Annotated in this window: 19 protein-coding genes; 8 read left to right on the top strand and 11 right to left on the bottom strand. The window is 72.3% G+C overall.

Features of this window, described 5'->3' with window-relative positions:
* The first annotated feature begins 81 nt into the window (after nt 1-81).
* The 3 genes from AB5J51_RS08075 (at nt 82) to AB5J51_RS08065 (ending at nt 4688) form a co-directional block, all read left to right on the top strand.
* Nucleotides 82-1821 carry a stealth conserved region 3 domain-containing protein gene (locus AB5J51_RS08075; protein ID WP_369777295.1) on the top strand — a complete coding sequence of 580 codons (1740 nt, stop codon included), beginning with the start codon at nt 82-84 and terminating at the stop codon, nt 1819-1821.
* Between the two features lie 137 nt (nt 1822-1958).
* Nucleotides 1959-2612 carry a hypothetical protein gene (locus AB5J51_RS08070; protein ID WP_243878841.1) on the top strand — a complete coding sequence of 218 codons (654 nt, stop codon included), beginning with the start codon at nt 1959-1961 and terminating at the stop codon, nt 2610-2612.
* A gap of 66 nt (nt 2613-2678) precedes the next feature.
* Nucleotides 2679-4688 carry an SGNH/GDSL hydrolase family protein gene (locus tag AB5J51_RS08065; RefSeq protein ID WP_369777294.1) on the top strand — a complete coding sequence of 670 codons (2010 nt, stop codon included), beginning with the start codon at nt 2679-2681 and terminating at the stop codon, nt 4686-4688.
* Here AB5J51_RS08065 and AB5J51_RS08060 read toward each other — a convergent pair.
* Together AB5J51_RS08060 and AB5J51_RS08055 are read right to left on the bottom strand one after the other, a co-directional pair.
* Entirely contained in the window at nt 4652-7057 is a 2406-nt protein-coding gene (locus AB5J51_RS08060; protein WP_053789566.1) for an excinuclease ABC subunit UvrA, read from the bottom strand. The genes AB5J51_RS08065 and AB5J51_RS08060 overlap by 37 nt on opposite strands.
* Nucleotides 7058-7123: 66 nt before the next feature.
* Entirely contained in the window at nt 7124-8113 is a 990-nt protein-coding gene (locus tag AB5J51_RS08055; protein ID WP_369777293.1) for an LLM class flavin-dependent oxidoreductase, read from the bottom strand.
* A gap of 53 nt (nt 8114-8166) precedes the next feature.
* On the opposite strand from AB5J51_RS08055, the gene AB5J51_RS08050 reads away from it, so the two are divergent.
* A complete protein-coding gene (locus tag AB5J51_RS08050) occupies nt 8167-8661 on the top strand; it encodes a nucleotidase (RefSeq protein WP_053789564.1) in 495 nt (164 codons plus the stop codon).
* An 88-nt stretch (nt 8662-8749) separates the two neighbouring features.
* Here the strand turns inward: AB5J51_RS08050 and AB5J51_RS08045 are convergent, their stop codons facing one another.
* The 6 genes from AB5J51_RS08045 to AB5J51_RS08020 form a co-directional block, all read right to left on the bottom strand.
* The gene (locus tag AB5J51_RS08045; RefSeq protein WP_133896237.1) at nt 8750-9355 is read right to left on the bottom strand and encodes a hypothetical protein; all 606 of its coding nucleotides are present in this window, start codon (nt 9353-9355) and stop codon (nt 8750-8752) included.
* Nucleotides 9352-10527, bottom strand: a complete 1176-nt coding sequence (locus AB5J51_RS08040) for an MAB_1171c family putative transporter (RefSeq protein WP_136225096.1) — start codon at nt 10525-10527, stop codon at nt 9352-9354. Before AB5J51_RS08040 ends, AB5J51_RS08045 begins: the two co-directional genes overlap by 4 nt.
* A gap of 1 nt (nt 10528) precedes the next feature.
* Nucleotides 10529-11224 carry a hypothetical protein gene (locus tag AB5J51_RS08035; RefSeq protein WP_136225095.1) on the bottom strand — a complete coding sequence of 232 codons (696 nt, stop codon included), beginning with the start codon at nt 11222-11224 and terminating at the stop codon, nt 10529-10531.
* Nucleotides 11225-11402: 178 nt separating this feature from the next.
* Complete coding sequence (locus tag AB5J51_RS08030) at nt 11403-11957, bottom strand: XRE family transcriptional regulator (protein ID WP_369777292.1); 555 nt, start codon at nt 11955-11957, stop codon at nt 11403-11405.
* 360 nt (nt 11958-12317) lie between these two features.
* Nucleotides 12318-13214, bottom strand: a complete 897-nt coding sequence (locus AB5J51_RS08025) for an RNA polymerase sigma-70 factor (RefSeq protein WP_369777291.1) — start codon at nt 13212-13214, stop codon at nt 12318-12320.
* Nucleotides 13215-13264: 50 nt separating this feature from the next.
* Entirely contained in the window at nt 13265-14404 is a 1140-nt protein-coding gene (locus AB5J51_RS08020) for an NAD(P)/FAD-dependent oxidoreductase (RefSeq protein WP_369780231.1), read from the bottom strand.
* Nucleotides 14405-14729: 325 nt separating this feature from the next.
* Between AB5J51_RS08020 and AB5J51_RS08015 the strand changes: the two genes are divergently transcribed.
* Nucleotides 14730-15302, top strand: coding sequence for a dihydrofolate reductase family protein (locus AB5J51_RS08015; RefSeq protein WP_136225092.1), 573 nt, complete (start codon nt 14730-14732; stop codon nt 15300-15302).
* Between the two features lie 96 nt (nt 15303-15398).
* Here the strand turns inward: AB5J51_RS08015 and AB5J51_RS08010 are convergent, their stop codons facing one another.
* Together AB5J51_RS08010 and AB5J51_RS08005 are read right to left on the bottom strand one after the other, a co-directional pair.
* Nucleotides 15399-15965, bottom strand: coding sequence for a DinB family protein (locus AB5J51_RS08010; RefSeq protein ID WP_136225091.1), 567 nt, complete (start codon nt 15963-15965; stop codon nt 15399-15401).
* Nucleotides 15966-16029: 64 nt separating this feature from the next.
* Entirely contained in the window at nt 16030-17193 is a 1164-nt protein-coding gene (locus AB5J51_RS08005) for an FAD-dependent oxidoreductase (RefSeq protein WP_369777290.1), read from the bottom strand.
* 158 nt (nt 17194-17351) lie between these two features.
* Here AB5J51_RS08005 and AB5J51_RS08000 point away from each other — a divergent pair, with 158 nt between their 5' ends.
* Nucleotides 17352-17957 (top strand): TetR/AcrR family transcriptional regulator, encoded by a 606-nt coding sequence (locus AB5J51_RS08000; protein ID WP_136225089.1) that lies wholly within the window; start codon nt 17352-17354, stop codon nt 17955-17957.
* 70 nt (nt 17958-18027) lie between these two features.
* Nucleotides 18028-18585: a pyridoxamine 5'-phosphate oxidase family protein gene (locus tag AB5J51_RS07995; RefSeq protein WP_136225088.1), complete on the top strand. Its 558-nt coding sequence runs from the start codon at nt 18028-18030 to the stop codon at nt 18583-18585.
* 57 nt (nt 18586-18642) lie between these two features.
* On the opposite strand, the gene AB5J51_RS07990 is transcribed toward AB5J51_RS07995, so the two are convergent.
* Nucleotides 18643-19551, bottom strand: coding sequence for a GlxA family transcriptional regulator (locus AB5J51_RS07990; RefSeq protein ID WP_133899632.1), 909 nt, complete (start codon nt 19549-19551; stop codon nt 18643-18645).
* 141 nt (nt 19552-19692) lie between these two features.
* On the opposite strand from AB5J51_RS07990, the gene AB5J51_RS07985 reads away from it, so the two are divergent.
* Nucleotides 19693-20286 (top strand): MBL fold metallo-hydrolase, encoded by a 594-nt coding sequence (locus AB5J51_RS07985; RefSeq protein WP_369777289.1) that lies wholly within the window; start codon nt 19693-19695, stop codon nt 20284-20286.
* Nucleotides 20287-20307: the final 21 nt, after the last annotated feature.

Here is a 20307-nt window from a genome sequence, read left to right as displayed (position 1 = left end):
GGACGGCACCGCACCCCCTCACGCCGGGTGCCGCCCGCATCCTCGGGTGCCGCACACCGGCGCCGTCTCGCGAGGTCGTATATGCAGGGCCCTTCCCGTATCCCCTTTCCCGTCGGCCTGCGCCGGATCGCACGGACGCTGCGCCGGCCCGGCGGCGTACCGAAACAGCCGGACGCCGCCCAGCGGGAGCGCACCGGGAGCGGGGGCCAGGCGCCGCCCCCGGCCGGCCGGACCCGCGAGGACGAACTGCTGGAGCGAACGCCGGGCCTGGTCCGGCACCGCGGCCGGCTCGCCCGGGTCCGCGACGACCTGCTGCCCGCCGGCGCCCGGGACGCCGGCCTGAACGCGGTCGCCGAGGCACTCGAAGCGGCGGCCGTCCCGTACGGACTGGTCCCCGACGGCGGGCTGCGGCACCGGGTGGCCATCGCCCCGGACGACCGCGCCGCCGCCCTGAAGGCATGCGCCGCGGCCTTCACCGGGCTCCCGGTGTACGCCCTGCTCCTCGGCGACGGCGACGGCGACGGCGGGGAAGCGGGGGAGGTCCTCGCCGAGGCACTCCCCGAAGCGGTCGCGGCCCGCGAGTCCGGGCCCGCCGACCCGCCGCACCCGAAGATCAAGGGCGTCCGCCTCTTCCAGCCGGTCGTCACCTCCGGCCGGACCCTGGCCTACGGCCCCGACACCGGCTGCGACCTGGAGTTCTGGGAAGCCGCAGATTCCGGCATCGGCGCGATCGCCGGCCTGCGCGAGACCCCGTACGGCTGGTGGGTGCCGACGCTCGAAGCCACCGCCACCCTCCGCGTCGGCGACCGCGACCACCCCGTCGTCGACGCCTTCGCAGGCCGCTTCCCCGACGACATCGACTTCCCCGTCGACGCCGTGATCACCTGGGTCGACGCCGCCGACCCCGCCTGGCGCCGCCGCCGGGACCATGCCGCCGCGGCCGAGGCCGGCACCCGTGGCCACGCCCTCGTCGACCACGCCGAGAACCGCTACCGCGACCGTGGCGAACTCCGCTACTGCCTGCGCTCCATCGCCGCCCACGCGCCCTGGATCCGCCGCGTCTTCATCGTCACCGACGAACAGACCCCGCCCTGGCTCGCCACCGACCACCCCCGGCTGACCGTCGTCGACCACCGCGAGCTGTTCGCCGACCCCGCCGGCCTCCCGGTGTTCAACTCCCACGCCATCGAGAGCCAGCTCCACCGCATCCCCGGCCTCGCCGAGCACTTCCTCTACTTCAACGACGACATCTTCCTCGGCCGCCCCCAGTGCCCGCAGAACTACTTCCTCTCCTCCGGACTGCCCAAGGTCTTCCACGACCGGCGGGCCGTGGCCCCCGACGCCCCGAGCGATGACGACGACGTCTTCACCGCCTCCCAGAAGGCCACCCGCCGCGCGGTGGAACAGGCCGTGGGCCGCACCTACCCGCACATCCTGGCCCACACCCCGTACCCGCTCAGCCGCTCCCTCTTCGCCCACGTCGAGGAACGGCTGCCCGGCCGGCTCACCACCACCAGCCGCTCCGTCTTCCGCAGCGCTGAGGACCTCGCGCCCGTCACCCTCGCCTCCCACCTCGCCCTCGCCGACGCCCGCGCGGTCGAGGGCGAACTGGTCCACGCGTACATCAGCACGGGCCGGGCCGACGAGATCGACCGGCTGCCCGGCCTCGCCGCCGACCGCTCGGCCGACGCGTTCTGCCTCGCCGACGACGACGCCGGACCCGGCCTGTCGCCCCGGGAGCAGCAGCGCGCGGTCACCGCGTTCCTGGAGGCGTACTTCCCGGTGCCCTCCCCGTACGAGAAGCCCCGGCCGACCGGCTGACCCGACGGGCTGACCCGACGGGCCGACCCGGCGCGCTGACCCGATCGGCGGATGTGATCGGCCGACCGGGCGCTCGTGGCCGCCGTACGACGCGCCGCACCCCGCCCGCGTCCGGCCCGTGGGGGACAGTGGGCCCCATGCCACAAGCCCCCGCCGGGTCCGGACCGCGCCGCCGCACCCTCCTGGCGGCCGCCGCCCTCGCCCCGCTCGCGATGGCCGGCTGCTCCGCGCAGGACCCGTCGGGCACCTCGGCCCACGGCCCGAAACCCGCACCGAAGGACGCCCTCGTCATGGTGATCCGGCACGCGGAGAAGCCGTACGCGGGGGACCTGGGCGAAGACGAGGACGGCAACGAGCACCCCGGATCCCTCGCCGGGCGCGGCCGCCGGCGCGCCGAGGAACTGCACCGCCTCTTCCCGCCGGCCGGCGGTTCCACGCTGCCCCGCCCCGCGGTCGTCTTCGCGGCCGGCGGCCCGGCCGGAGCCCCCGACCGCTGCCGCCAGACGGTCGAGCCGCTGGCCGCGACCCTGCGCACCCCGCTGCGCGCCGAGTTCGCCGTCGGAGCCGAACCGGCCCTGGCCCAGGCCGTGCTGGCCGCCCGTATGCCCGTACTCGTCTGCTGGGAGCACACCGGCGTCCCCCGCCTGATCCGCTCCCTCGGCGCCCACCAGGTGCTCGGCATCCCCGCCGCCTGGCCCGACCGCTACGACCTGGTCTGGCTGTTCACCCGCCGGCAGGGCCGGTGGAGCTTCCGCGAACTTCCGCAGCACCTGCTGCCGGGGGATGCGTAGCCCGTCAGGCCCAGGCCGACGTGGTCCGAGCGTCGTCGTCCGACCGGCAGAGAAGGGTGCAGGGACATGCACGGTGGCGAGCCGGCAGCGCCGGTCGGCAGGCGGGACCGGCGCGGCATGCTGATGTGGTGGGGGCCGCGGGCGCTGTTCGTCGTGGGCGCCGTGGTGCTCGTCGTGGAGTCCAGCCGCGGAGTACCGCTCCTCGAGCTGTATGCGGCTCTGGGTTTCTTCGGGGTCTGCAGTGCCGTCTTCGTCGGACGGCAGCTGGGCTCAGGTCACGAGCCGGGCCCCGGCGGGCGCGTCCCGCGCTGGCTGCTCCGGGCGGGCGGCCTGCTGACCACGTCCGGAGTGGTGGTACTCGTCCTCCACCTGGCGGGAGTGGAGGGGGACGCCCTGCCGCTCGTCGGGTCGGTGCTCCTGCTGCTCGGTCTGGGCTGGTTCATCGAAGCGTGGCGCGGAGTCGAACCGGGCCGGCCGAGGAGGGCGCTGCTGCTGTGGGGCGCGGCCCTCATGGCCTTGACCGCGGTGGTGGCGGTCATCGCGGCCCTCGTGCTGCCCGAGGCCAAGGGCGGTCTCTACGTCGGCCTGCTCATCGGCCTCGGCGCGGCCCTCTTCGTGTGCCTCCCGCTGAGCCTCAACCTCCTGTCCGAGTGGGGCGTGCGCCTCCTGCGGGCGCGGCGCTCCGCCGCGGGGCCCGGGGCCGGTGTGGGGGTCATCGGGATCCTCGGCCTCGTCGTCACCGCCGCAGTCGTCCTGTGCTGCCTGTGGCTCGTGCAGCGGGACTGGGTGCTGAGTGCGGTGCTCGTCGCGGCGGCGCTGTTCCTGCTGGCGGCCATCGTCTCCAACACGCACGCCGACGTCGCCCTCGTCCTCGCGGGGCTGTGCCTCCTCGCGGCGGCGCCCCCGGAGCACCGCCACCCCCAGGCCCTCGACCCCGCAGGCGGACAGCGCGTCCTCGTGGCCCTGGGCGACTCCTACATGTCGGGCGAGGGCGCGAGCAGCTACTTCGAGGGAACCGACGACGGCGGCCGCAACGAATGCCGGCGCTCGCCCTCCGCCTACGCGGTCGGACTCGTCGCCGCCGGCCCGCGGTTCGACCGCGTGCTGTTCCTCGCCTGCTCCGGCGCGCGGACCTACAACGTCAACCCCCGCTCCGGAGCCGGCCGCTCCCGCGTGCAGCCGGGCGAACCGGGGACCCAGATCGACCAGTTGAAAGGCGTGGTGTCCTCGTTCCACCCGGCCCTCGTCATCGTCGCGCTGGGCGGCAACGACGCCGGGTTCGCCATCCTCGGGGAGGCGTGCCTCGCGCCCGGCGACTGCGAGACCCGCAGGTCCCTGTTCCTGAACAACCTGCCGAAGGTCCGCCAGGACCTCATCGCGACCTACCGCTCCCTGCGGCAGGCCGTGCCCGCCGACGTGCCCATCGTGGCCGTGCCCTACCCGCAGCCGATCGCCGCAGCCGGCCGCTGCAGCGGAGTGGCCCTGACGAAGGCCGAGCGCGATTTCATCCGCACGTTCGTGGAACAGATCGACACCACGATGCGCCAGGCGGCCGACACGGCGGGCATCACCTACATGGCCGAGATGAAGGACAGCTTCGCCACGCACCGGCTCCAGCTGTGCGAGCGCAGAAAGGGCGCAGCCGGAGTCAACTTCCTGGACATCGAGACGGTCAACGGGCTCGCCGCACAGCGCTTCAGCCCCGCCAAGTGGCTCCACAACAGCCTGCACCCGAACGAACGCGGCCACGCAGCCATGCGCGACACCTTCACCGCCTGGCTCGACGCCCACCCCGAACTCCTCCCGCCCGCCCCCGCGGGCCAGGCACAGGCGACGGTCCTCCCCGCGGCCGAACCCGAGCCGCTGTGCGGCATGACCGACGACGCGGTGAACGCGCACTGCAGGGTGCAGCTGCGGGCCTGGGAGCTGGAACAGGTCCGGGGCGGCTGGCCGTGGCTGCTGCTCGTGCTGTTCGGACTGGCCGTGGTGTGGGCCGCGTGCATCGCCGTCTTCGGCCTGCTCCCCGGATCCGGGGGGTCCTACCGGGATCCCCGCTCCAGCGCGCGGGCCAGGTAAGGGGCGGTGCGGCTCGCCGCCGTGCGGGCCACCCGAGCGGGCGGGCCCGACGCGACGATCCGGCCGCCGTCGGCGCCGCCGCCCGGACCCAGGTCGATCACCCAGTCCGCGCCCGCCACCACCTCCATGTCGTGTTCGACGACCACCACCGAGTGCCCGGCCTCCACCAGCCCGTGCAACTGCCGCAGCAGCACCTGCACATCGGCCGGATGCAGCCCCGTCGTCGGCTCGTCCAGTACGTACAGGGTGTGGTCGCGGCGCTGCCGCTGGAGTTCCGTGGCCAGCTTGATCCGCTGCGCCTCGCCGCCCGACAGCTCCGTGGCCGGCTGCCCCAGCCGCAGATAGCCCAGCCCGATGTCCTCCAGCGCCCGCAGGCTGCGCGAAGCCGCCGGGACCTGCGCGAAGAACGAGGCCGCGGACTCCACCGTCAGCGCCAGCACCTCCGCGATGTCGAGCCCCTCGTACCGCACCTGCAGGGTCTCGGTGTTGTAGCGGGCCCCGGCGCACTCCGGGCACGGCGCGTACGTACTCGGCAGGAACAGCAGCTCCACCGAGACGAATCCCTCGCCCGTGCAGGTCTCGCACCGGCCGCCCGGCACGTTGAAGGAGAACCGGCCCGCCTTCCAGCCGCGCGCCCGTGCCTGCGGAGCCGCCGTGAACAGCTTGCGCACCACGTCGAACAGCCCCGTGTACGTGGCCAGGTTGGACCGCGGCGTCCGGCCGATCGGCTTCTGGTCCACCTCCACCAGCCGACGCACCGGGTACCCCGGATCCGTGAGCCGCTCGCCGACCTCCCGGGCGAGCACCTGGCCCACCAGCGTGGACTTGCCGGACCCCGACACCCCCGTCACGGCGGTGAACACCCCGAGCGGGAACTCGGCGTCCACGCCCTGCAGGTTGTGCCGGTCTACACCGGTGAGCCGCACCGAACCGGTCGCCTCCCGAACCTCCCGCACCGGCCCTGCCCCCGGCTCGGCGAACAGGTGGCGGGCCGTCGCCGACGCCGCCACACCGGCCAGCTCCTGCGGCGGCCCGCTGTACAGCACCCGCCCGCCGTGCTCCCCGGCCAGCGGACCCACGTCCACCAGCCAGTCCGCATGCCGCACCACATCCAGGTGGTGCTCCACCACGAACACCGTGTTCCCCGCCGCCTTGAGCCGGTCCAGCACGCCGAGCAGCGCCTCCGTGTCGGCCGGGTGCAGCCCCGCCGACGGCTCGTCCAGTACGTACACCACCCCGAACAGCCCGGACCGCAGCTGCGTCGCCAGCCTCAGCCGCTGCAGCTCGCCCGCCGACAGGGTGGGTGCGGTGCGGTCCAGGCTCAGGTACCCGAGCCCGAGCTCCACGACGGGCCCGATGCGGGACCGCAGGTCCTCGGCGAGCACCCGGGACGCTTCGCCGTCCGGGGCCGCGGTGGCCAGTACGCCGTCCAGGGCGGTCAGCGGCAGCGCCGCCAGCTCCGCGATGGTGCGGCCCGCGAACGTCACGGCCAGTGCCTCGGGCCGCAGCCGCCGCCCCGCGCACACCGGGCACGGGGAATCGGCGAGGAACCGCTCGGCGCGGGCGCGCAGCGTGGCGCTCTTGCTGTCCGAGAAGGTCCGCATCACATAGCGGTGGGCGCTCATGTACGTGCCCTGGTAGGGCCGCTGGATCCGGTCCGCGTCCCGCACCGGGTGCACGGTGACCACCGGCTGCTCGTCGGTGAACAGGATCCACTCGCGGTCCTTCGCCGCCAACTCCCGCCAGGGCGCGTCCACGTCGTACCCGAGCACCTCCAGGATGTCCCGGAGGTTCTTGCCCTGCCAGGCGCCGGGCCAGGCCGCGATGGCACCCTGGCGGATCGACAGCCCCGGGTCCGGAACGAGGAGTTCCTCGCTGGTGCGGTGGATGCTGCCGAGGCCGTGGCAGGACGGGCAGGCCCCGGCGGCGGTGTTGGGGGAGAAGGCGTCGGAGTCGAGCCGTTCGGCACCCGGAGGATAGGTCCCGGCGCGGGAGTACAGCATGCGCAGGGAGTTGGACAGCAGGGTCACCGTCCCGACCGAGGACCGCGAGCCGGGGGAGGAGCGCCGCTGCTCCAGCGAGACGGCGGGCGGCAGCCCGGTGACGGAATCCACCTTCGGGGCGCCGACCTGGTGGATCAGGCGGCGGGCGTACGGGGCCACCGACTCGAAGTACCGGCGCTGGGCCTCGGCGTAGAGCGTGCCGAAGGCCAGCGAGCTCTTGCCGGAGCCGGAGACGCCGGTGAACACGGTCAGCGCGTCGCGCGGAATGTCCACGTCGACGCCGCGCAGGTTGTGCTCCCGGGCACCCCTCACCCGTACGAAGGAGTCGTGGTGGGCCTGGGGTTCGGTGGCGGTGGAGTGGTGCATTCGTCCCAGTTTACGGGGCCCCCGCGCGGGCGGCGCGCACGGGCCGCTTCGACGGTCCGCCCCGGATCACAGCCCCGCCACCCGGGCCAGCCGCTCGAACGAGTCCAGCAGCGCCACGCGGTCGTACGTGGACGTGGTGACCAGCAGCTCGTCCGCGCCGGTCAGCTCGGCCACCTCGGCGAGCTGCGCCGCGACCTGCTCCTCGGTGCCGTGGATGTGCCCGGCGAGCCCGCCCTCGTACAGCTCCCGTTCCTTCGGGGTCATGGCCATGGCCTCGATCTCCTGCGCCGGGCGCAGCGGCGGGAAGCTGCCACGGGTGCGGGAGTACGCGAGGGACCACGCCTCCGGGACCAGGATGCGCCGGGCCTCCTCCGGGGTCGGCGCCACGGCCACCGTCCCGGAGACCATCACGTACGGCTCGGAGCCGCCGGCCGAGGGGCGGAACTCCTCGCGGTAGCGCCCGATGATCTCCGTGATCCGGCCCCGGGCCCGCAGGTCACCCACCACCAGCGGCAGTCCGGCCCGGGCCGCGATCCCGGCGCCCTCGCCGGTGGCCAGCACGTACGCCGGGATCCGCAGCCCCTCCGCCGGGCGCGCGTGCACCTCGGGGTGCGCCCGCTGGGTGCCGTCGAGCCAGCCCAGCAGCTCCGCCAGCTGCTCCTCGAACCGGTCGGCGTCCCCGGTGTCCCGGCCCAGCGCCCGGCGGATCCCGCCGGTGAAGCCGACCGAGCGGCCGAGCCCCATGTCGATCCGGCCCGGGAACAGCGACTCCAGGACCCCGAACTGCTCGGCGACCACCAGCGGTTGGTGGTTGGGCAGCATCACCCCGCCGGTGCCGACCCGGATCCGTCGGGTGGCCCCGGCGACGGCCGCGGCCAGGACGGTGGGCGCGGAGCCCGCGACTCCGGGGACGCTGTGGTGCTCGGACACCCAGAAGCGGTGGTAGCCGAGCCGCTCCGCCGCACGGGCGAGCTCCACGGTGTCGCGCAGGGCCTGCGGGGCGGGGTGCCCCTCGCGGGTGCGGGACCGGTCGAGGATGGAGAGTTTCCGGATCACGCAAGGTTGTAACGCACACGCGCCGAAACGATTCCCTGCCTACTCTGGCCTGCATGAGTGACAGCAACCACCGTCCGCCGCTGGCCGTCTTCGACATCGACAACACCCTGGCCGACACCGACCACCGCCAGCACTTCCTGGAGCGCCGCCCCCGGGACTGGGACGGCTTCTTCGGCGCGGCCCCGGCCGACCCGCCGCTCGCGCGCGGGGTGGCACTGGCGGTCGGGCAGGCGGCCGACTGCGAGGTCGTGTACCTGACCGGGCGCCCGGAGCGGTGCCGCGCGGACACGGAGGAGTGGCTGGACCGGCACGGGCTGCCGGAGGGGCGGGTGTGGATGCGCGGGAACCAGGACCGCAGGCCGGCCCGGACCACCAAGCTGGAGGTGCTGCGGCGGATCGCCCGGGGCCGCGAGGTGCGGATGCTCGTGGACGACGACGAGCTCGTCTGCCAGGCGGCGCGCGCCGCGGGCTTCAAGGTGGTCCTGGCGGACTGGGCCGCGAAGGCGCCGGAGCTCGAGTCCGCCCAGGAGGGCGAAGGCCGCACCTGACGCGGCGCTCACGGTCTTTCCGCGGCACCGTCACGGGTGCCGCCCTCGCGCCGTCGGTGCCTGCCGCCTTGCTGTCGGTGCCCGCCGTCTATCGGACCAGCGCGAAGGTACCGGCTGCGACGGCCGCGCCCACGGCAGCGCCCGCGAGGACCTGGGCCAGGGTGTGGTCCTCGAGCTCGACCCGGGACCAGCCGACGACGGCGACCACCGGGTAGGCGAGGAGCACCCAGGGCCCGTACGTCATGGCGAGCATCGCGACGCTTCCGGAGGAGACGGCGGCATGCACGCTGATCTTCCAGGCAGGGGTCACCGCGAGGAGGACCGCCAGCGTGACCAGCATCGCCGCGATCAGCGCAATCATGGTCCGGGGGGCGCTGAAGGCCCACAGCAACGCGATACCGGTGGCGACCGACCCGCTGACGAAGGTCATCACGATGATGCGCTGCGGCCGTGGGCCGACGTGCCGGTCGGCCCAGCGGCCGCGGCGGATGCCGTACTTGATGAAGGCCAGCGGAATGACCGCGGCGAACAGGCAGCCGAGGAGGCCCCATCCGATCCCGGCGAAGCGGCCGGTGTGCCAGCCGATGAGGACGGTGTCGGCGATGATCCAGGTCTTGGGATCGAGACCGTCGGTGATCAGGCGTGCGGCCCGGGACTCGTCGGGCCGGGTGACCGGGGTGATCGTGGTCGTCACGCCGTTGCCTCCTTGCTGGTCGTGCTGAGGAATGCGTCGGCCACGGGGGAGTGGTAGACCCGGGCGAGCTGGATGAGCCGCGCAACCTCGGTGGCGAAGTCGAGGTCGTCGATTCCGACGCTGCCGGGCTCCTGGGTGCTTCCTGCGGGCAGGGCGCCGCGGGCCTTGCCCTCGCGTGCTGCCCGCATCCAGAGGGCTTCGGCCGCCGGACTCGTCGCCGGGTCGAACCCTGCCCGCCGCGCGGCGCGCTGCGCCCGCTCGCGTACGCCGCCGTCGGCGTAGGCGTCCAGGGCCAGGGCGGCGTCGCGTATCTCGATCACCCGCCGGTACAGCCGCAGGCGCGGGCTGCGCAGGAGCCCGGCCTTGAGGACGATGTCGGGAGTGACCGCGGTCAGGTCCTGCCACAGCGGCTGGAGCTGCCGGTGGTGCCGGCCGTCCTGGACGGTGCGCCAGGCCACGCCGAACGCGGGGATGCTGCTTCCGACGAGGATGAAGCCGATCGCGACGTACTTCAGGGCGTCGGTGGCGTCCTCGACCGCGATGTCGCCGGTGCTGTCCGTGAGGCCGACGAGACGGCTCGTCAAGTACCCGGACCGCACCAGGGTGTAGAGGACGCCGACGGCGGTTCCGATGCCCATGAGGCGTACGCCGGTCCGCAGCCATCGGGCACTGGCGTGCCGCGCGCTCCCCCAGAAGAGCCAGGTGGCGGTGGCCATCGCGATGCCGAGGTAGGTGACGAAGACGAGGTAGTAGGCCGTGGCCCAGCCGTTGCCCGCGCTCTCCTCGAAGAATTCGGTCATCTCGTGGGGCCGCGGCACGAAGAAGACGAAGAGCACCGCCATGGCCGTCATCGCGGTCAGGGCGACGTAGTGGCGGGCTCGCAGCCGACGGCCGCTGCCGGTCTCCGGCCGGGCGATGGCGACGACGAAGTCGACGACTGCGCCGGCCGCGATCACGCCCAGCCAGTGTTTGACGAGGGTGGACAGGTTGTTGACTCCCGCCCGGTCGTCCAAGGCGTGCATCAGCCCGGGGAGACGGAGCGTCATGGAGAGGGCCAGGGCGGCGAACGCCATCCACAGAGCGCGTTGCTTGACGGTGCGGACGGCTGAGGGGGCCCGCCAGACCGTCACCGCCCAGAGCATGATCAAGACGGCGATTTCGAGGTGCTTCACTTCACGACCACGTGTTTCGAACGGGGTGCCCGAGGGCGTCATGGAGGCGTACGAGACGGTCCTCGGCCTCGCTGGAGGTCGACTGCGTCGTGTAGCGGCCGGCCCGCTCGTGGATGAGCGTGGCCAGGGTCTCTGCCTGTCGCTCCTGCGGGCTCGCGAACTTGCTCCGCCCCATGAGGTGCGCCAGGCGGTCGATGTCGAGGCCGAGTTGCTCGTCGATCGATTCGGTCATGCGGGCCACGCTCCTGATCCGGGCCGCCTCGGCGCGGATGATCGAGGCCACGGGGAGATCGGGGCGGTCGAGACCGGAGACGGTCGTCCGGGTGCGCGCCAGCAGGTGGTGGAAGTGCTCGGAGGCGCGGGCGATCTCGCCCTCGGACGGCTGTGCCGGCAGGTCGAGTTCGGGAGCGACATGACCGAGCAGCATGTGGGAGATCTCGTGGAGGACGATCTGCACCTTGAGGATCTCGGCCGCGACGGCGTCGTAGAAGACGAGGTCCGCGACCTCCAGGCCGAGCCAGATCCCGCACGGCAGGGCCGGGTCGGGAGGCCCGTCGAGAGGGAGCAGGATCAGTGGCCGGCCGCGCTGTTCGGCTATGCCTGCGCAGAAGACCTCGAGGTCGAACGGCTGGGGGATGACGAGTTGGTCGGCAACGGCGGTGCACTCCGCATCGGCGCGCTTCCACCACCGCCGCATAGCCGCACTCCCCGCCCGTCAGCTCTCTCCGGTGTGGAGCTCAACTGCTCCATGCCGTTCGCCTGTTTCGCACTCCTGATCGGCTTGAGGGTAGCCGGAAGCATGCGGTGGCGGAAAAAGGGCGTATCGACAGACCGAAACACGCTTGTTTACGCGGGTCGTGTGGCTGAATCGCGTCTCACGATTCCTTGGGGCGCCGACGGCGGGGCTTCACGTCCGGCAGCCCTTCGGCCTTCCGGAGCTGCTTGATCAGACCGGTGACGGACCTCATGGACCCGGCGGACAGCCCATTGAGGCGGAAGGCCGCGGCCTTGACCTGCTCGTCTTCCAGGACCTGGGCGAACTCGTCGGCCGCGGCGGCCTTGCCCATCTCCTCGCGGAGCCGCGAGATCCTCTCCTCGATCCGCTGCTCGATCGCGTCGGCGTTCTCGCCGTCGGCGAGGTATCCGACGGTGACGCCGAAGAAGTTGGCGATCGCGCGGATCGAGTCGATACCGGGGTTCGGATTGTTGTTCAAGCGGATGGTCTGGACCGTGCCGTGCGAGACGGAGGGGCCGGGCAGCTGCTTCGTGCCGTCGGCGATCTCTTGGTACGTGTACGGACCGCGGCCCGCCGGGTGGATCGTCTCGATCAAGAAACCGAGGCGGTCGCCCATGGTGTCTCGCCGGCCGGTGGGGGTCTCCTCACCCATCACCGTCACTGCTCCCGTCTCCTGCTGGATCCCCTGGTCCACTGCTGGACCACCATCCGCATTATCTACCGGCCTAGATGGATCTCGCCACACAGTGCAACGAAGTCCGTCTACCCGGCTAGCGGACACCGGGGAAAGTGACCCACGCCACGTCGGCCCACACGCGCCTCGTCAGTCGCTTGACAGGGCGTATGTGGGACGACGTATGTTCATCCAGCCATCTAGTCCGCTAGATGCATCGTGGCTCAATAGCTCGACGCTTCACGTCTAGCTCGCTGAGCCGCCGTCGCGCCCCCTGCCGGGGGCGCGATGCGCCGGGAGCTGGACCGCCCCGGCCGTGGGCTGGGGGACGGGGGTCCGCAGCCCACGCGGGGCGGTCGGCTTGCCGGTGGGGGCAAGGGTTCACCGCAGGGTGAGCGGGGTCTCGGACTCGACGCGGGACAGCTTCTCCGGGTTGCGGACGTAGTAGAGGCCGGTGATGCGGGCGTCCTCGACACGGATCGCCAGGATGCCGTCGATCTCGCCGTTCAGGCGCAGGACGAGTGCCGGGTTGCCGTTGACCACGGTGGGGTCGCTGGTGAGCGCGGCTCCGTTCTTGGCGGCGCCGCCGAGGATGAAGCGGGCCACCTTGTCACCGCTGATGATCGGCCGCGGCGCGGCCTGCTTGATGCCGCCGCCGTCGCTCACCAGGACGGCCTCAGGGGCGAGTACGTCGAGGAGGCCCTGCAGGTCCCCGGTGTCGAGCGCACGCCGGAACGACTCCAGGACCGCCCGGGTCTGGCTCGGGGAGACCACCTCGCGAGGGCGGCGTGCATCGACGTGCCGGCGGGCGCGGTGCGCGATCTGGCGGACGGCCGCCGGGCTCTTGTCGACGGCCGCCGCGATCTCCTCGTAGCTGACGTCGAAGGCCTCGCGCAGTACGAAGACGGCGCGCTCCGTCGGCGACAGCGTCTCGAGGACGAGCATCATCGCCATCGACACGCTCTCGGCGAGCTCGGCGTCCTCGGCCACGTCCGGCGCGGTGAGCAGCGGCTCGGGCAGCCAGGGGCCGACGTACGCCTCCTTGCGGCGGCTCATCGTACGCAGCCGGTTGAGCGCCTGCCGGGTCGTGATCCGGACCAGGTACGCGCGCTGGTCGCGTACCTGCTCCAAGTCGACCTCGACCCACCGCAGCCAGGTCTCCTGGAGGACGTCTTCCGCGTCGGTCGCCGATCCGAGCATCTCGTAGGCGACGGTGAAGAGCAGGTTGCGGTGGGCGACGAACGTCTCGGTCGCCGGGTCGGGGGCGTGGTCGCTCATGTCTCGCTCTCTCGTTCGTGGGCAGGCGTGCGATCTGATCATCCGTCCGGTCAGCGGGTGGTCAGTGCCTCGCTCCGCCTGGCCTCCAGCACGGACTGACGCTTGTCGTCCTTGGCCCAGGCCCACTTGAACGAACCTGGCTTGCTCGCCTCGCTGGCCAGCTGCTTGACGGTGCCCCGGCAGATCAACTCCTTGAGCTTCGCGGCAGGGCGACCGTCGAGGTGGAGCCCCATCGCGCTGTCGTTCCTGCGTGCGACCTGGAAGATGCCGGTCCGGCGGCCCAGACTGATGCACTGGCCGACGAACCCCACTGCGAGCGGCGCAGGCTGCTCACCCGCGATCCGGTTGAGCACCGTGTCGGCGGCGTGTCCGCCCAGCGGCTCGGCGGCCTGGCAGCTCATCCGGAACGGCAGGTCCGACGGCGCCGCCGAATCCCCGGCCGCAACGATGCGTACGTCGTCCACGCTCGTCAGGGTCTCGTCCGTGAGCAGCCGGCCCAGGGCGTCGGTGCTCAGCCCGCTGCGCGCAGCCAGGTCCGGCACGCCGAACCCGGCGGTCCAGATGGTCACCGTGCTCGGGAGCCTGCGGCCGTCGGCGAGTTCCACGGCATCGCTCGTCACCGCCGTCACCTTTGCACCGGGGCCTTCGATCACGGTCACACGGAGTGCGGCCAGCCGCTCGGCGACCGAGCGCCGGCCCCGCGGGTGCAGGTACGGGCCCAGTACGTCGCCGCAGACCAGGGTCACGGTCCGGCCCGCCTCCGCCAGCTCGGCGGCGGTCTCGATGCCCGTCGGACCGGCTCCGACGACGGTCATGGGAGCCGTGGCGGGAGCGGCGTCGACGATCTGCCGCAGCTGCCGTGCCTCCTCGAGATCGGCAAGGGGGTGGGCGAACTCGGCCGCTCCGGGCACGTGCGGGTCGGCGCTGCCGCTGCCCACCGCGTAGATGAGGTAGTCGTAGCCGACCGCACCGCCGCTCGCCAGCGTCACGCGGCGCCCGGCCGCGTCGATCCGCGTCACGGTGTCGACCACCAGGGCGATGCCCTCGGCCAGCACGTCCCGGTAGTCGACGACCGCGTCGTGGGACCCGCCCACCACCTGGTGCAGGCGGATCCGCTCGACGAAGGTCGGGCGCGGGTTGATCAGAGTGACGCTCACGTCGTCGCGCTGCGTCAGTCGATTGGCCGCCATGACCCCGGCGTATCCGCCGCCGATCACGATCACTTCGGTGTTCCCGGTCCCGGTCACGGTGTCTCCTTCGTTTTTTGGCTTCGGCATCAAGACACCGCGCGATCGATCGCTGTGACAGGGTGTGAGCCGGATCACTCCACCGTCCCGGGAGCCCCTGAACGATCACTGGCGCCGGCCGGCGTACGTCATCGTCATCGGGACCGATGAGTTTCTCCGCGACCCGCAGTCATAGACCATGGACGGTGCGCCGGAGCCGCGAGTGCGGTTGCAGCTGCACCCGACGTGACCTGCCGAGAACCAGACACGAGACACCGAGGAACCTGACATGCGTACCCTGATCAGCACCGCCTTCATCTCGCTCGACGGCGTCGTGGAGGCCCCGGGCGGCGAGCCCGGATACCGGAACTCCGGGTGGACCTTCAAGGACATCGAGTTCCTGCCCGAGGCGTTCGAGATCAAGGGCCGCGAGCAGAAGGAAGCCACCGCGATGATGCTGGGCCGGACCAGCTACGAGGCCTTCAGCCCGGTGTGGCCCGGCATGGCGGACTTCGCCGACTACAAGGTGATGCCCAAGTACGTCGTCTCCACCACGCTCACCGAGGACGACCTGGTGACGAACTGGGGCGAGACCACGATCCTGCGCTCGCTCGACGAGGTCGCCGCGCTGAAGGAGACCGACGGCGGCCCGATCATCGTGCACGGCAGCGCCTCCCTGAACCGGAGCCTTTCGGACGCCGGCCTGATCGACCGCTACCACCTGCTCGTCTTCCCGCTCCTGCTCGGCGCGGGCAAGCGTCTGTTCAGCGCCACGGACAAGGACGCCCAGAAGCTGAAGCTGGTCGAGCACGAGGCCTACGCCAACGGCCTGCAGAAGAACGTCTTCGACGTCGTCCGCTGACGAGCCCCGCATCCGCTGGCCCGCGGCCGCAGGACGAGGACCGTCGAAGCGACGGGCCCCGCCCCGTCTGATGCGGTTAGCGGTGCGAGGACGGCCTCACTGGCCCACCCTGCCGTCGACGCACTCGCGCAACAGGTCGGCGTGCCCGGCGTGACGGGCGTACTCGTCGATCCGGTGCACCATCAGCTCCCGGACTGCGATCCCGTCCTTGCCCACACGCCGGCCCAGGTCCGGATGCTCGGCCAGCGCGGCGTCGGTGGCGGCCTGCTCGCGCTCCAGGTCCACGTACGCGGCGTCGACGACGGCCTGTTCGGCGACCGCCCCGTGGAAGTCCGCATCCTTCTCGCCGTACAGCTTCGGCAGCGGGTCACCGTCGCTGATCCAGTTGCGCCAGTCCCGTTCCACTTCGGCGAGGTGCCGGATCAGGCCGAGGAGCGACATCGTCGACGGCGGGACCGACCTGCGGGCCAGTTGCTCCGCGTCCAGACCTTCGCACTTCATCCGTAGGGTGATGCGGTAGTTCGTCAGGAAGTCCTGCAGCGTGGCGAGTTCGCCCTCCGGACTGTCCTCGTTGTTGCGGAGGTCGTCGTCCGGGTCGGCCCACATGTCGGGGTAGACGGTTGCCTGGGTCCATCGCGCGGGTTGGCTGCTCATGGACTGCATGTTCGTCTGCGGCGGCCCGAGTTCGCCACCGAGTTCCTGCCCCGGGCCGGTTCTGCGGCTGCCGTTAGTGGCTCCGGGACATGTGGGCGAGGACCTGGGCGGCACTGTCGGGCGCGAAGGCGCTGTCGATTCCCTCGGCGGCGCCTTCGGCCGCTTCCCTGGAGCGGGGCAGCAGGAGGTCCTCGTAGGCGCGGACGGCGTCGTCGACGGCGGCGTTGTCGATGAGGGCGCGGGCGAGGTCGGCGCCGTCGAGCATGGCGAGGTTGGCGCCCATGCCGGAGAACGGCGACATGAGGTGGGCGGCGTCGCCGAGGAGGGTGAGGCCGGGCGTGTGCTGCCAGGTGTGCGGGACGGGCAGTGCGTACAGCGGCCGGTTGACGTACCCGGTGTCGGTGTCGGTGATGAAGCCGAGCAGGTCGGGGCTCCAGCCGGTGAACTCCTGGAGCAGCGCTCCGCGTACGGCGCCTTCGTCGGCCAGGTCGAGATCGGCCTCCCGATACCAGTCCTGTCCGGTGCGCATGCCGATGTAGACGCGGATGTGCTGGTGGCTGTTGCGCTGGGCGACGAAGCCCCGGTTGTCGTCGAGAGCCATCATGGTGCCGTCGCCGGTGAGGGAGGCGAGTGCGGGGTGGCGGGTGTCGGCGTCGTCGAGTCCGGTTTCGACGAAGGTGACGCCGGTGTAGACCGGTGCTGCGCCGGAGAGCAGGCGGCGGGCGTGCGACCAGGCGCCGTCGGCTCCGACGACGAGGTCGGCCTCGGTGGCGGTGCCGTCGGCGAAATGCAGCCGGTGGGTGCCTCCGGTGAGGGGTTCGGCGTGTGCGAGCTTGTGGTTCCAGCGCACGGTGTCGGGCTCGAGTGAGTCCAGCAGCAGGTCGCGGAGCTGGCCGCGGTCGATTTCCGGGTTGCCGTCTTCGGCAGGGGTGCCGGCTTCGGCTGCGGGCGGTATGACGTCGAGCAGGACGCGTCCGTCACGGCCGACCAGGCGCATCTGCCGGCCTTCGGGCCGGGCCAGTGCCAGGAACTCCTCCAGCAGGCCGGCTTCGCGCAGGGCGGCCTGACCGGAGTCGGGGTGCATGTCGAGGGTGCCGCCCTGATCGCGGGCGGAGCGGGAGGTGTCCCGTTCGTGGACGGTGACGGCCATGCCGTGCTGCTGGAGGATCCGGGCGCAGGTCAGGCCGCCGGGGCCGCCGCCGATGACCGCGATGCGGGGCGTGGTGGGGCTGTTCATGGTGGTGCTCCGTTCTGGGAGGGCTCGGCAGACAGGAGAAGGGGACGCTGCGGCCGGGGAGTGCCACGCGGCCGGGCCGTTCCAGAAGAGCACGCTCGATCCAAAAGTGCAACAACTCAACTTTTGAAGCTGCTCAACCGAAGGTGTAGGGTCGAGGCATGAGCGAGACGACCGCGAACCACATGCCGCCGGGGCGCCGCGAGCGCAAGAAGGCGGCCACCCGGCAATCCCTGGCCGATGCCGCTCTGCGCCTCTTCCTCGAACGCGGCTACGACCAGGTCGGCATCCGCGACATCGCCGACGCGGCAGACGTGTCCACCACCACCCTCTTCAAGCACTTCCCCGTGAAAGAGGCCCTCGTCTTCGACGAGGACGCCGACCAGGAAGCCCGGCTACTGGCCGCCGTACGCGAAAGGCCCCAGGGCCAGTCCGTACTCGCGGCCCTGCGCGAGCACGCACTGCGCCACCGGGTCGGCGCCCGGGACGGCGACGCGGACTTCGCCGCCTTCGTCGAACTCGTGGAGGGCACCCCCGCCTTGCGGGACTACGCCCAGCGCATGTGGCTGCGCCACGAAACCGCGCTCGCACACGCCATCGCCGAGGCGACCGGAGCCCCCGCCGACGATCCGCACTGCGCGGCGCTCGCCCACTTCGTCCTGGAAGCCCCCCGCACGGCCCGCGGACGCGCCGACGACCGCGAAAGGGTGGCCCGCGCCTTCGACCTCCTCGAGCGGGGTTGGAGCGGCGTCGGTCCCGGAGCCTGACGCGCAAACGGCGTGTTGACGGTTTCCGTGTCGGCAGCCGGTCGTTAGGGGGAGAGGAAGGAGGTCCGACATGCCAGCACAGGGACCTGCGAAGCACCCCACGGCCGAGCTCGACGCCCGCTACAGCTCCGCGGTCAATCCCCGCCCGGGTGCCGCGGACGTCACCGCGACGGAATGGGCCGAGGCGCAGCGGCAGTTGGAGGCCGCCGAGATCTTCTGGGTGTCCACGGTACGACCCGACGGCCGGCTGCACGTCACCCCCGTGATCGCCGCCTGGCGCGACGGAGTGCTGTACTTCTCGACCGGCGCGGGGGAGCAGAAGGCGAAGAACCTCGCGCATGACGGGCACTGTGCGCTGACCACCGGCGGAAACTCCCTCACCGAAGGGCTCGACCTCGTGGTCGAGGGCACGGCCGGGCCGGTCGCCGATCCGGCGGTGCTGGAGGAGGTGATCGCGGCGTACGAGGCGAAGTACGGGGCCCACATCACCTCGCCCGAGGGCACGTTCCACGGGCTCGGGGATGCGTTCCGGAAGGGCGACGCGGTGGTCTTCGCGGTGACCCCGACCACTGCGTACGGCTTCGGCCGGGACGACGGCGTGTACAGCCATACGCGATGGGCGTTCTGAGCAGCGGGGCCCGACGGAGCTGAAGGCCGGTCTCCCGGCAGGGCGGAGAACCGGTTCCTACGTCGTACGGGCGAAGGCGCGGCGGTAGGCACGGGGCGGGACGCCGCGGCGGCGTACGAATTGTTCGCGCAGCACCGCGGCGCTCCCGTATCCGACCCGGCGGGCGATCTCCTCGACCGGGAGGTCGGTGGTTTCGAGGAGTTCCTCGGCTCTGCTCAGTCGCAGGGTCCGCAGCCAGGCGTGCGGGGTGGTTCCGGTCGCGGCGTTGAAGCGGCGGGCGAAGGAACGTTTGCTCATCATCGCGCGGCGGGCCAGTTCCGTGACGGGCAGGGGCTCGTGGAGGTGTGCGCGGGCCCAGCCGAGGACTGCGGCGAGCCGCTCGTCCCGGCCGTCCTCGGGGACCGGCGCGGCCAGGTACTGGGCCTGCCCGCCGTCGCGGTGGGACGGCAGCACCATGTCCCGGGCGACGCCGTTGGCCAGCGCGGAACCGTGCTCCCGCCGCAGCAGGTGCAGGCACAGGTCGAAGCCCGCGGCGGCTCCCGCGCCCGTGACGATGCTCCCTTCGTCGATGTACAGCGCGTCGGGTTCCACGGTGATCTCCGGGTGGCGATCGGCGAGGAGCCCGGCGAACCGCCAGTGCGTGGTCGCCCTCCGGCCGTCGAGCAGTCCCGCGGCGGCGAGCGCGAAGGTGCCGACGCAGTGGGCCGCGACCACGGCGCCGCGCCCGTGCGCGGCCCTCAGCGCGTCGAGTACGGCGGGACCGGGTGGGGTACGGAATTCTGCCCCGGGCAGGACGATCAGCAGATCGGCGCCCGCGAGCCGGTCCAGTCCGTGCGTGACGGAGACCGGGACGCCGCAGTCCGTGGGCACCGGGCCGGGCCGGTCGGCGCACAGGGCGAGGTCGAAACCGGGCAGCGCCGCTCCGTGGGGACCGAACACCTCGGTGACGATGCCGACGGCGAGCATGCCGGCACCGGGAGGGACGTACGCGGCAACGGTCTTGAAAGGCGGCACGGTCGCAGTGTGGCACATGGCTGGCACGAATCCTGCGATCAGAGGCAGCAGTGCCACTCGTGAACTCCCGCCGTGCTCGGCAGGATTGAGGACATGACAGACGCACCGCTCGGCCGCAGCGCCGCATACAAGGTCCTGACCACTGGCTACGTGGGCTCCACCGGCCCCGGAGTGGCCGCGACCGTCTCCTACGTACACGATGCAGGACGGCACGTGATCTTCGACCCGGGCATGGTGGCGAGCCACGACGACATCCTTGCCCCGCTCGCGGAACTGGGCCTCGGGCCCGAGGACATCACCGACGTGGTGCTCAGCCACCACCACCCGGACAACACCATGAACGTGGGCCTCTTCGGCCGTGCCCGGGTGCACGACCACAAGGTGGAGTACCGGGGTGACCAGTGGATGAACCGCGACGCGGAGGGCTACGAACTCACCCCGTCGCTACGGCTGATCCGCACCCCCGGCCACAGCCACGAGGACATCACGCTGCTGGCGGGCACGGACTCGGGCGTGGTGGCCTTCGCCGGCGACCTGTGGTGGCACGCCAACGGCCCGGCGGACGATCCGGTGGCCCCGGACCGCGAGGTGCTGCGCGCCTCCCGACTGCGGGTGCTCGCCGCGGCGGACCTGATCGTGCCCGGCCACGGCGAGCCGTTCAAGGGGGACGAGACCACCCCGCGGTAGGGCGGTGCGGTGCTGCGTCGG

Origin of the sequence: Streptomyces sp. R33 (genome assembly GCF_041200175.1) — a bacterium.
Classification (GTDB): Bacteria; Actinomycetota; Actinomycetes; order Streptomycetales; family Streptomycetaceae; genus Streptomyces; species Streptomyces katrae_B.
This window is presented reverse-complemented; position numbering and strand designations above follow the sequence as displayed.

Bases quoted from the DNA above. Each gene is read 5' to 3' on its own strand.
- AB5J51_RS08015 (WP_136225092.1), top strand. From the start codon at position 14,730: ATGCGTACCCTGATCAGCACCGCCTTCATCTCGCTCGACGGCGTCGTG.
- AB5J51_RS08065 (WP_369777294.1), top strand. From the start codon at position 2,679: ATGCACGGTGGCGAGCCGGCAGCGCCGGTCGGCAGGCGGGACCGGCGC.
- AB5J51_RS07985 (WP_369777289.1), top strand. From the start codon at position 19,693: ATGACAGACGCACCGCTCGGCCGCAGCGCCGCATACAAGGTCCTGACC.
- AB5J51_RS08025 (WP_369777291.1), bottom strand. From the start codon at position 13,214: ATGAGCGACCACGCCCCCGACCCGGCGACCGAGACGTTCGTCGCCCAC.
- AB5J51_RS07995 (WP_136225088.1), top strand. From the start codon at position 18,028: ATGCCAGCACAGGGACCTGCGAAGCACCCCACGGCCGAGCTCGACGCC.
- AB5J51_RS08050 (WP_053789564.1), top strand. From the start codon at position 8,167: ATGAGTGACAGCAACCACCGTCCGCCGCTGGCCGTCTTCGACATCGAC.
- AB5J51_RS07990 (WP_133899632.1), bottom strand. From the start codon at position 19,551: ATGCTCGCCGTCGGCATCGTCACCGAGGTGTTCGGTCCCCACGGAGCG.
- AB5J51_RS08020 (WP_369780231.1), bottom strand. From the start codon at position 14,404: ATGGCGGCCAATCGACTGACGCAGCGCGACGACGTGAGCGTCACTCTG.
- AB5J51_RS08000 (WP_136225089.1), top strand. From the start codon at position 17,352: ATGAGCGAGACGACCGCGAACCACATGCCGCCGGGGCGCCGCGAGCGC.
- AB5J51_RS08075 (WP_369777295.1), top strand. From the start codon at position 82: ATGCAGGGCCCTTCCCGTATCCCCTTTCCCGTCGGCCTGCGCCGGATC.
- AB5J51_RS08070 (WP_243878841.1), top strand. From the start codon at position 1,959: ATGCCACAAGCCCCCGCCGGGTCCGGACCGCGCCGCCGCACCCTCCTG.
- AB5J51_RS08035 (WP_136225095.1), bottom strand. From the start codon at position 11,224: ATGCGGCGGTGGTGGAAGCGCGCCGATGCGGAGTGCACCGCCGTTGCC.
- AB5J51_RS08005 (WP_369777290.1), bottom strand. From the start codon at position 17,193: ATGAACAGCCCCACCACGCCCCGCATCGCGGTCATCGGCGGCGGCCCC.
- AB5J51_RS08060 (WP_053789566.1), bottom strand. From the start codon at position 7,057: ATGCACCACTCCACCGCCACCGAACCCCAGGCCCACCACGACTCCTTC.
- AB5J51_RS08010 (WP_136225091.1), bottom strand. From the start codon at position 15,965: ATGCAGTCCATGAGCAGCCAACCCGCGCGATGGACCCAGGCAACCGTC.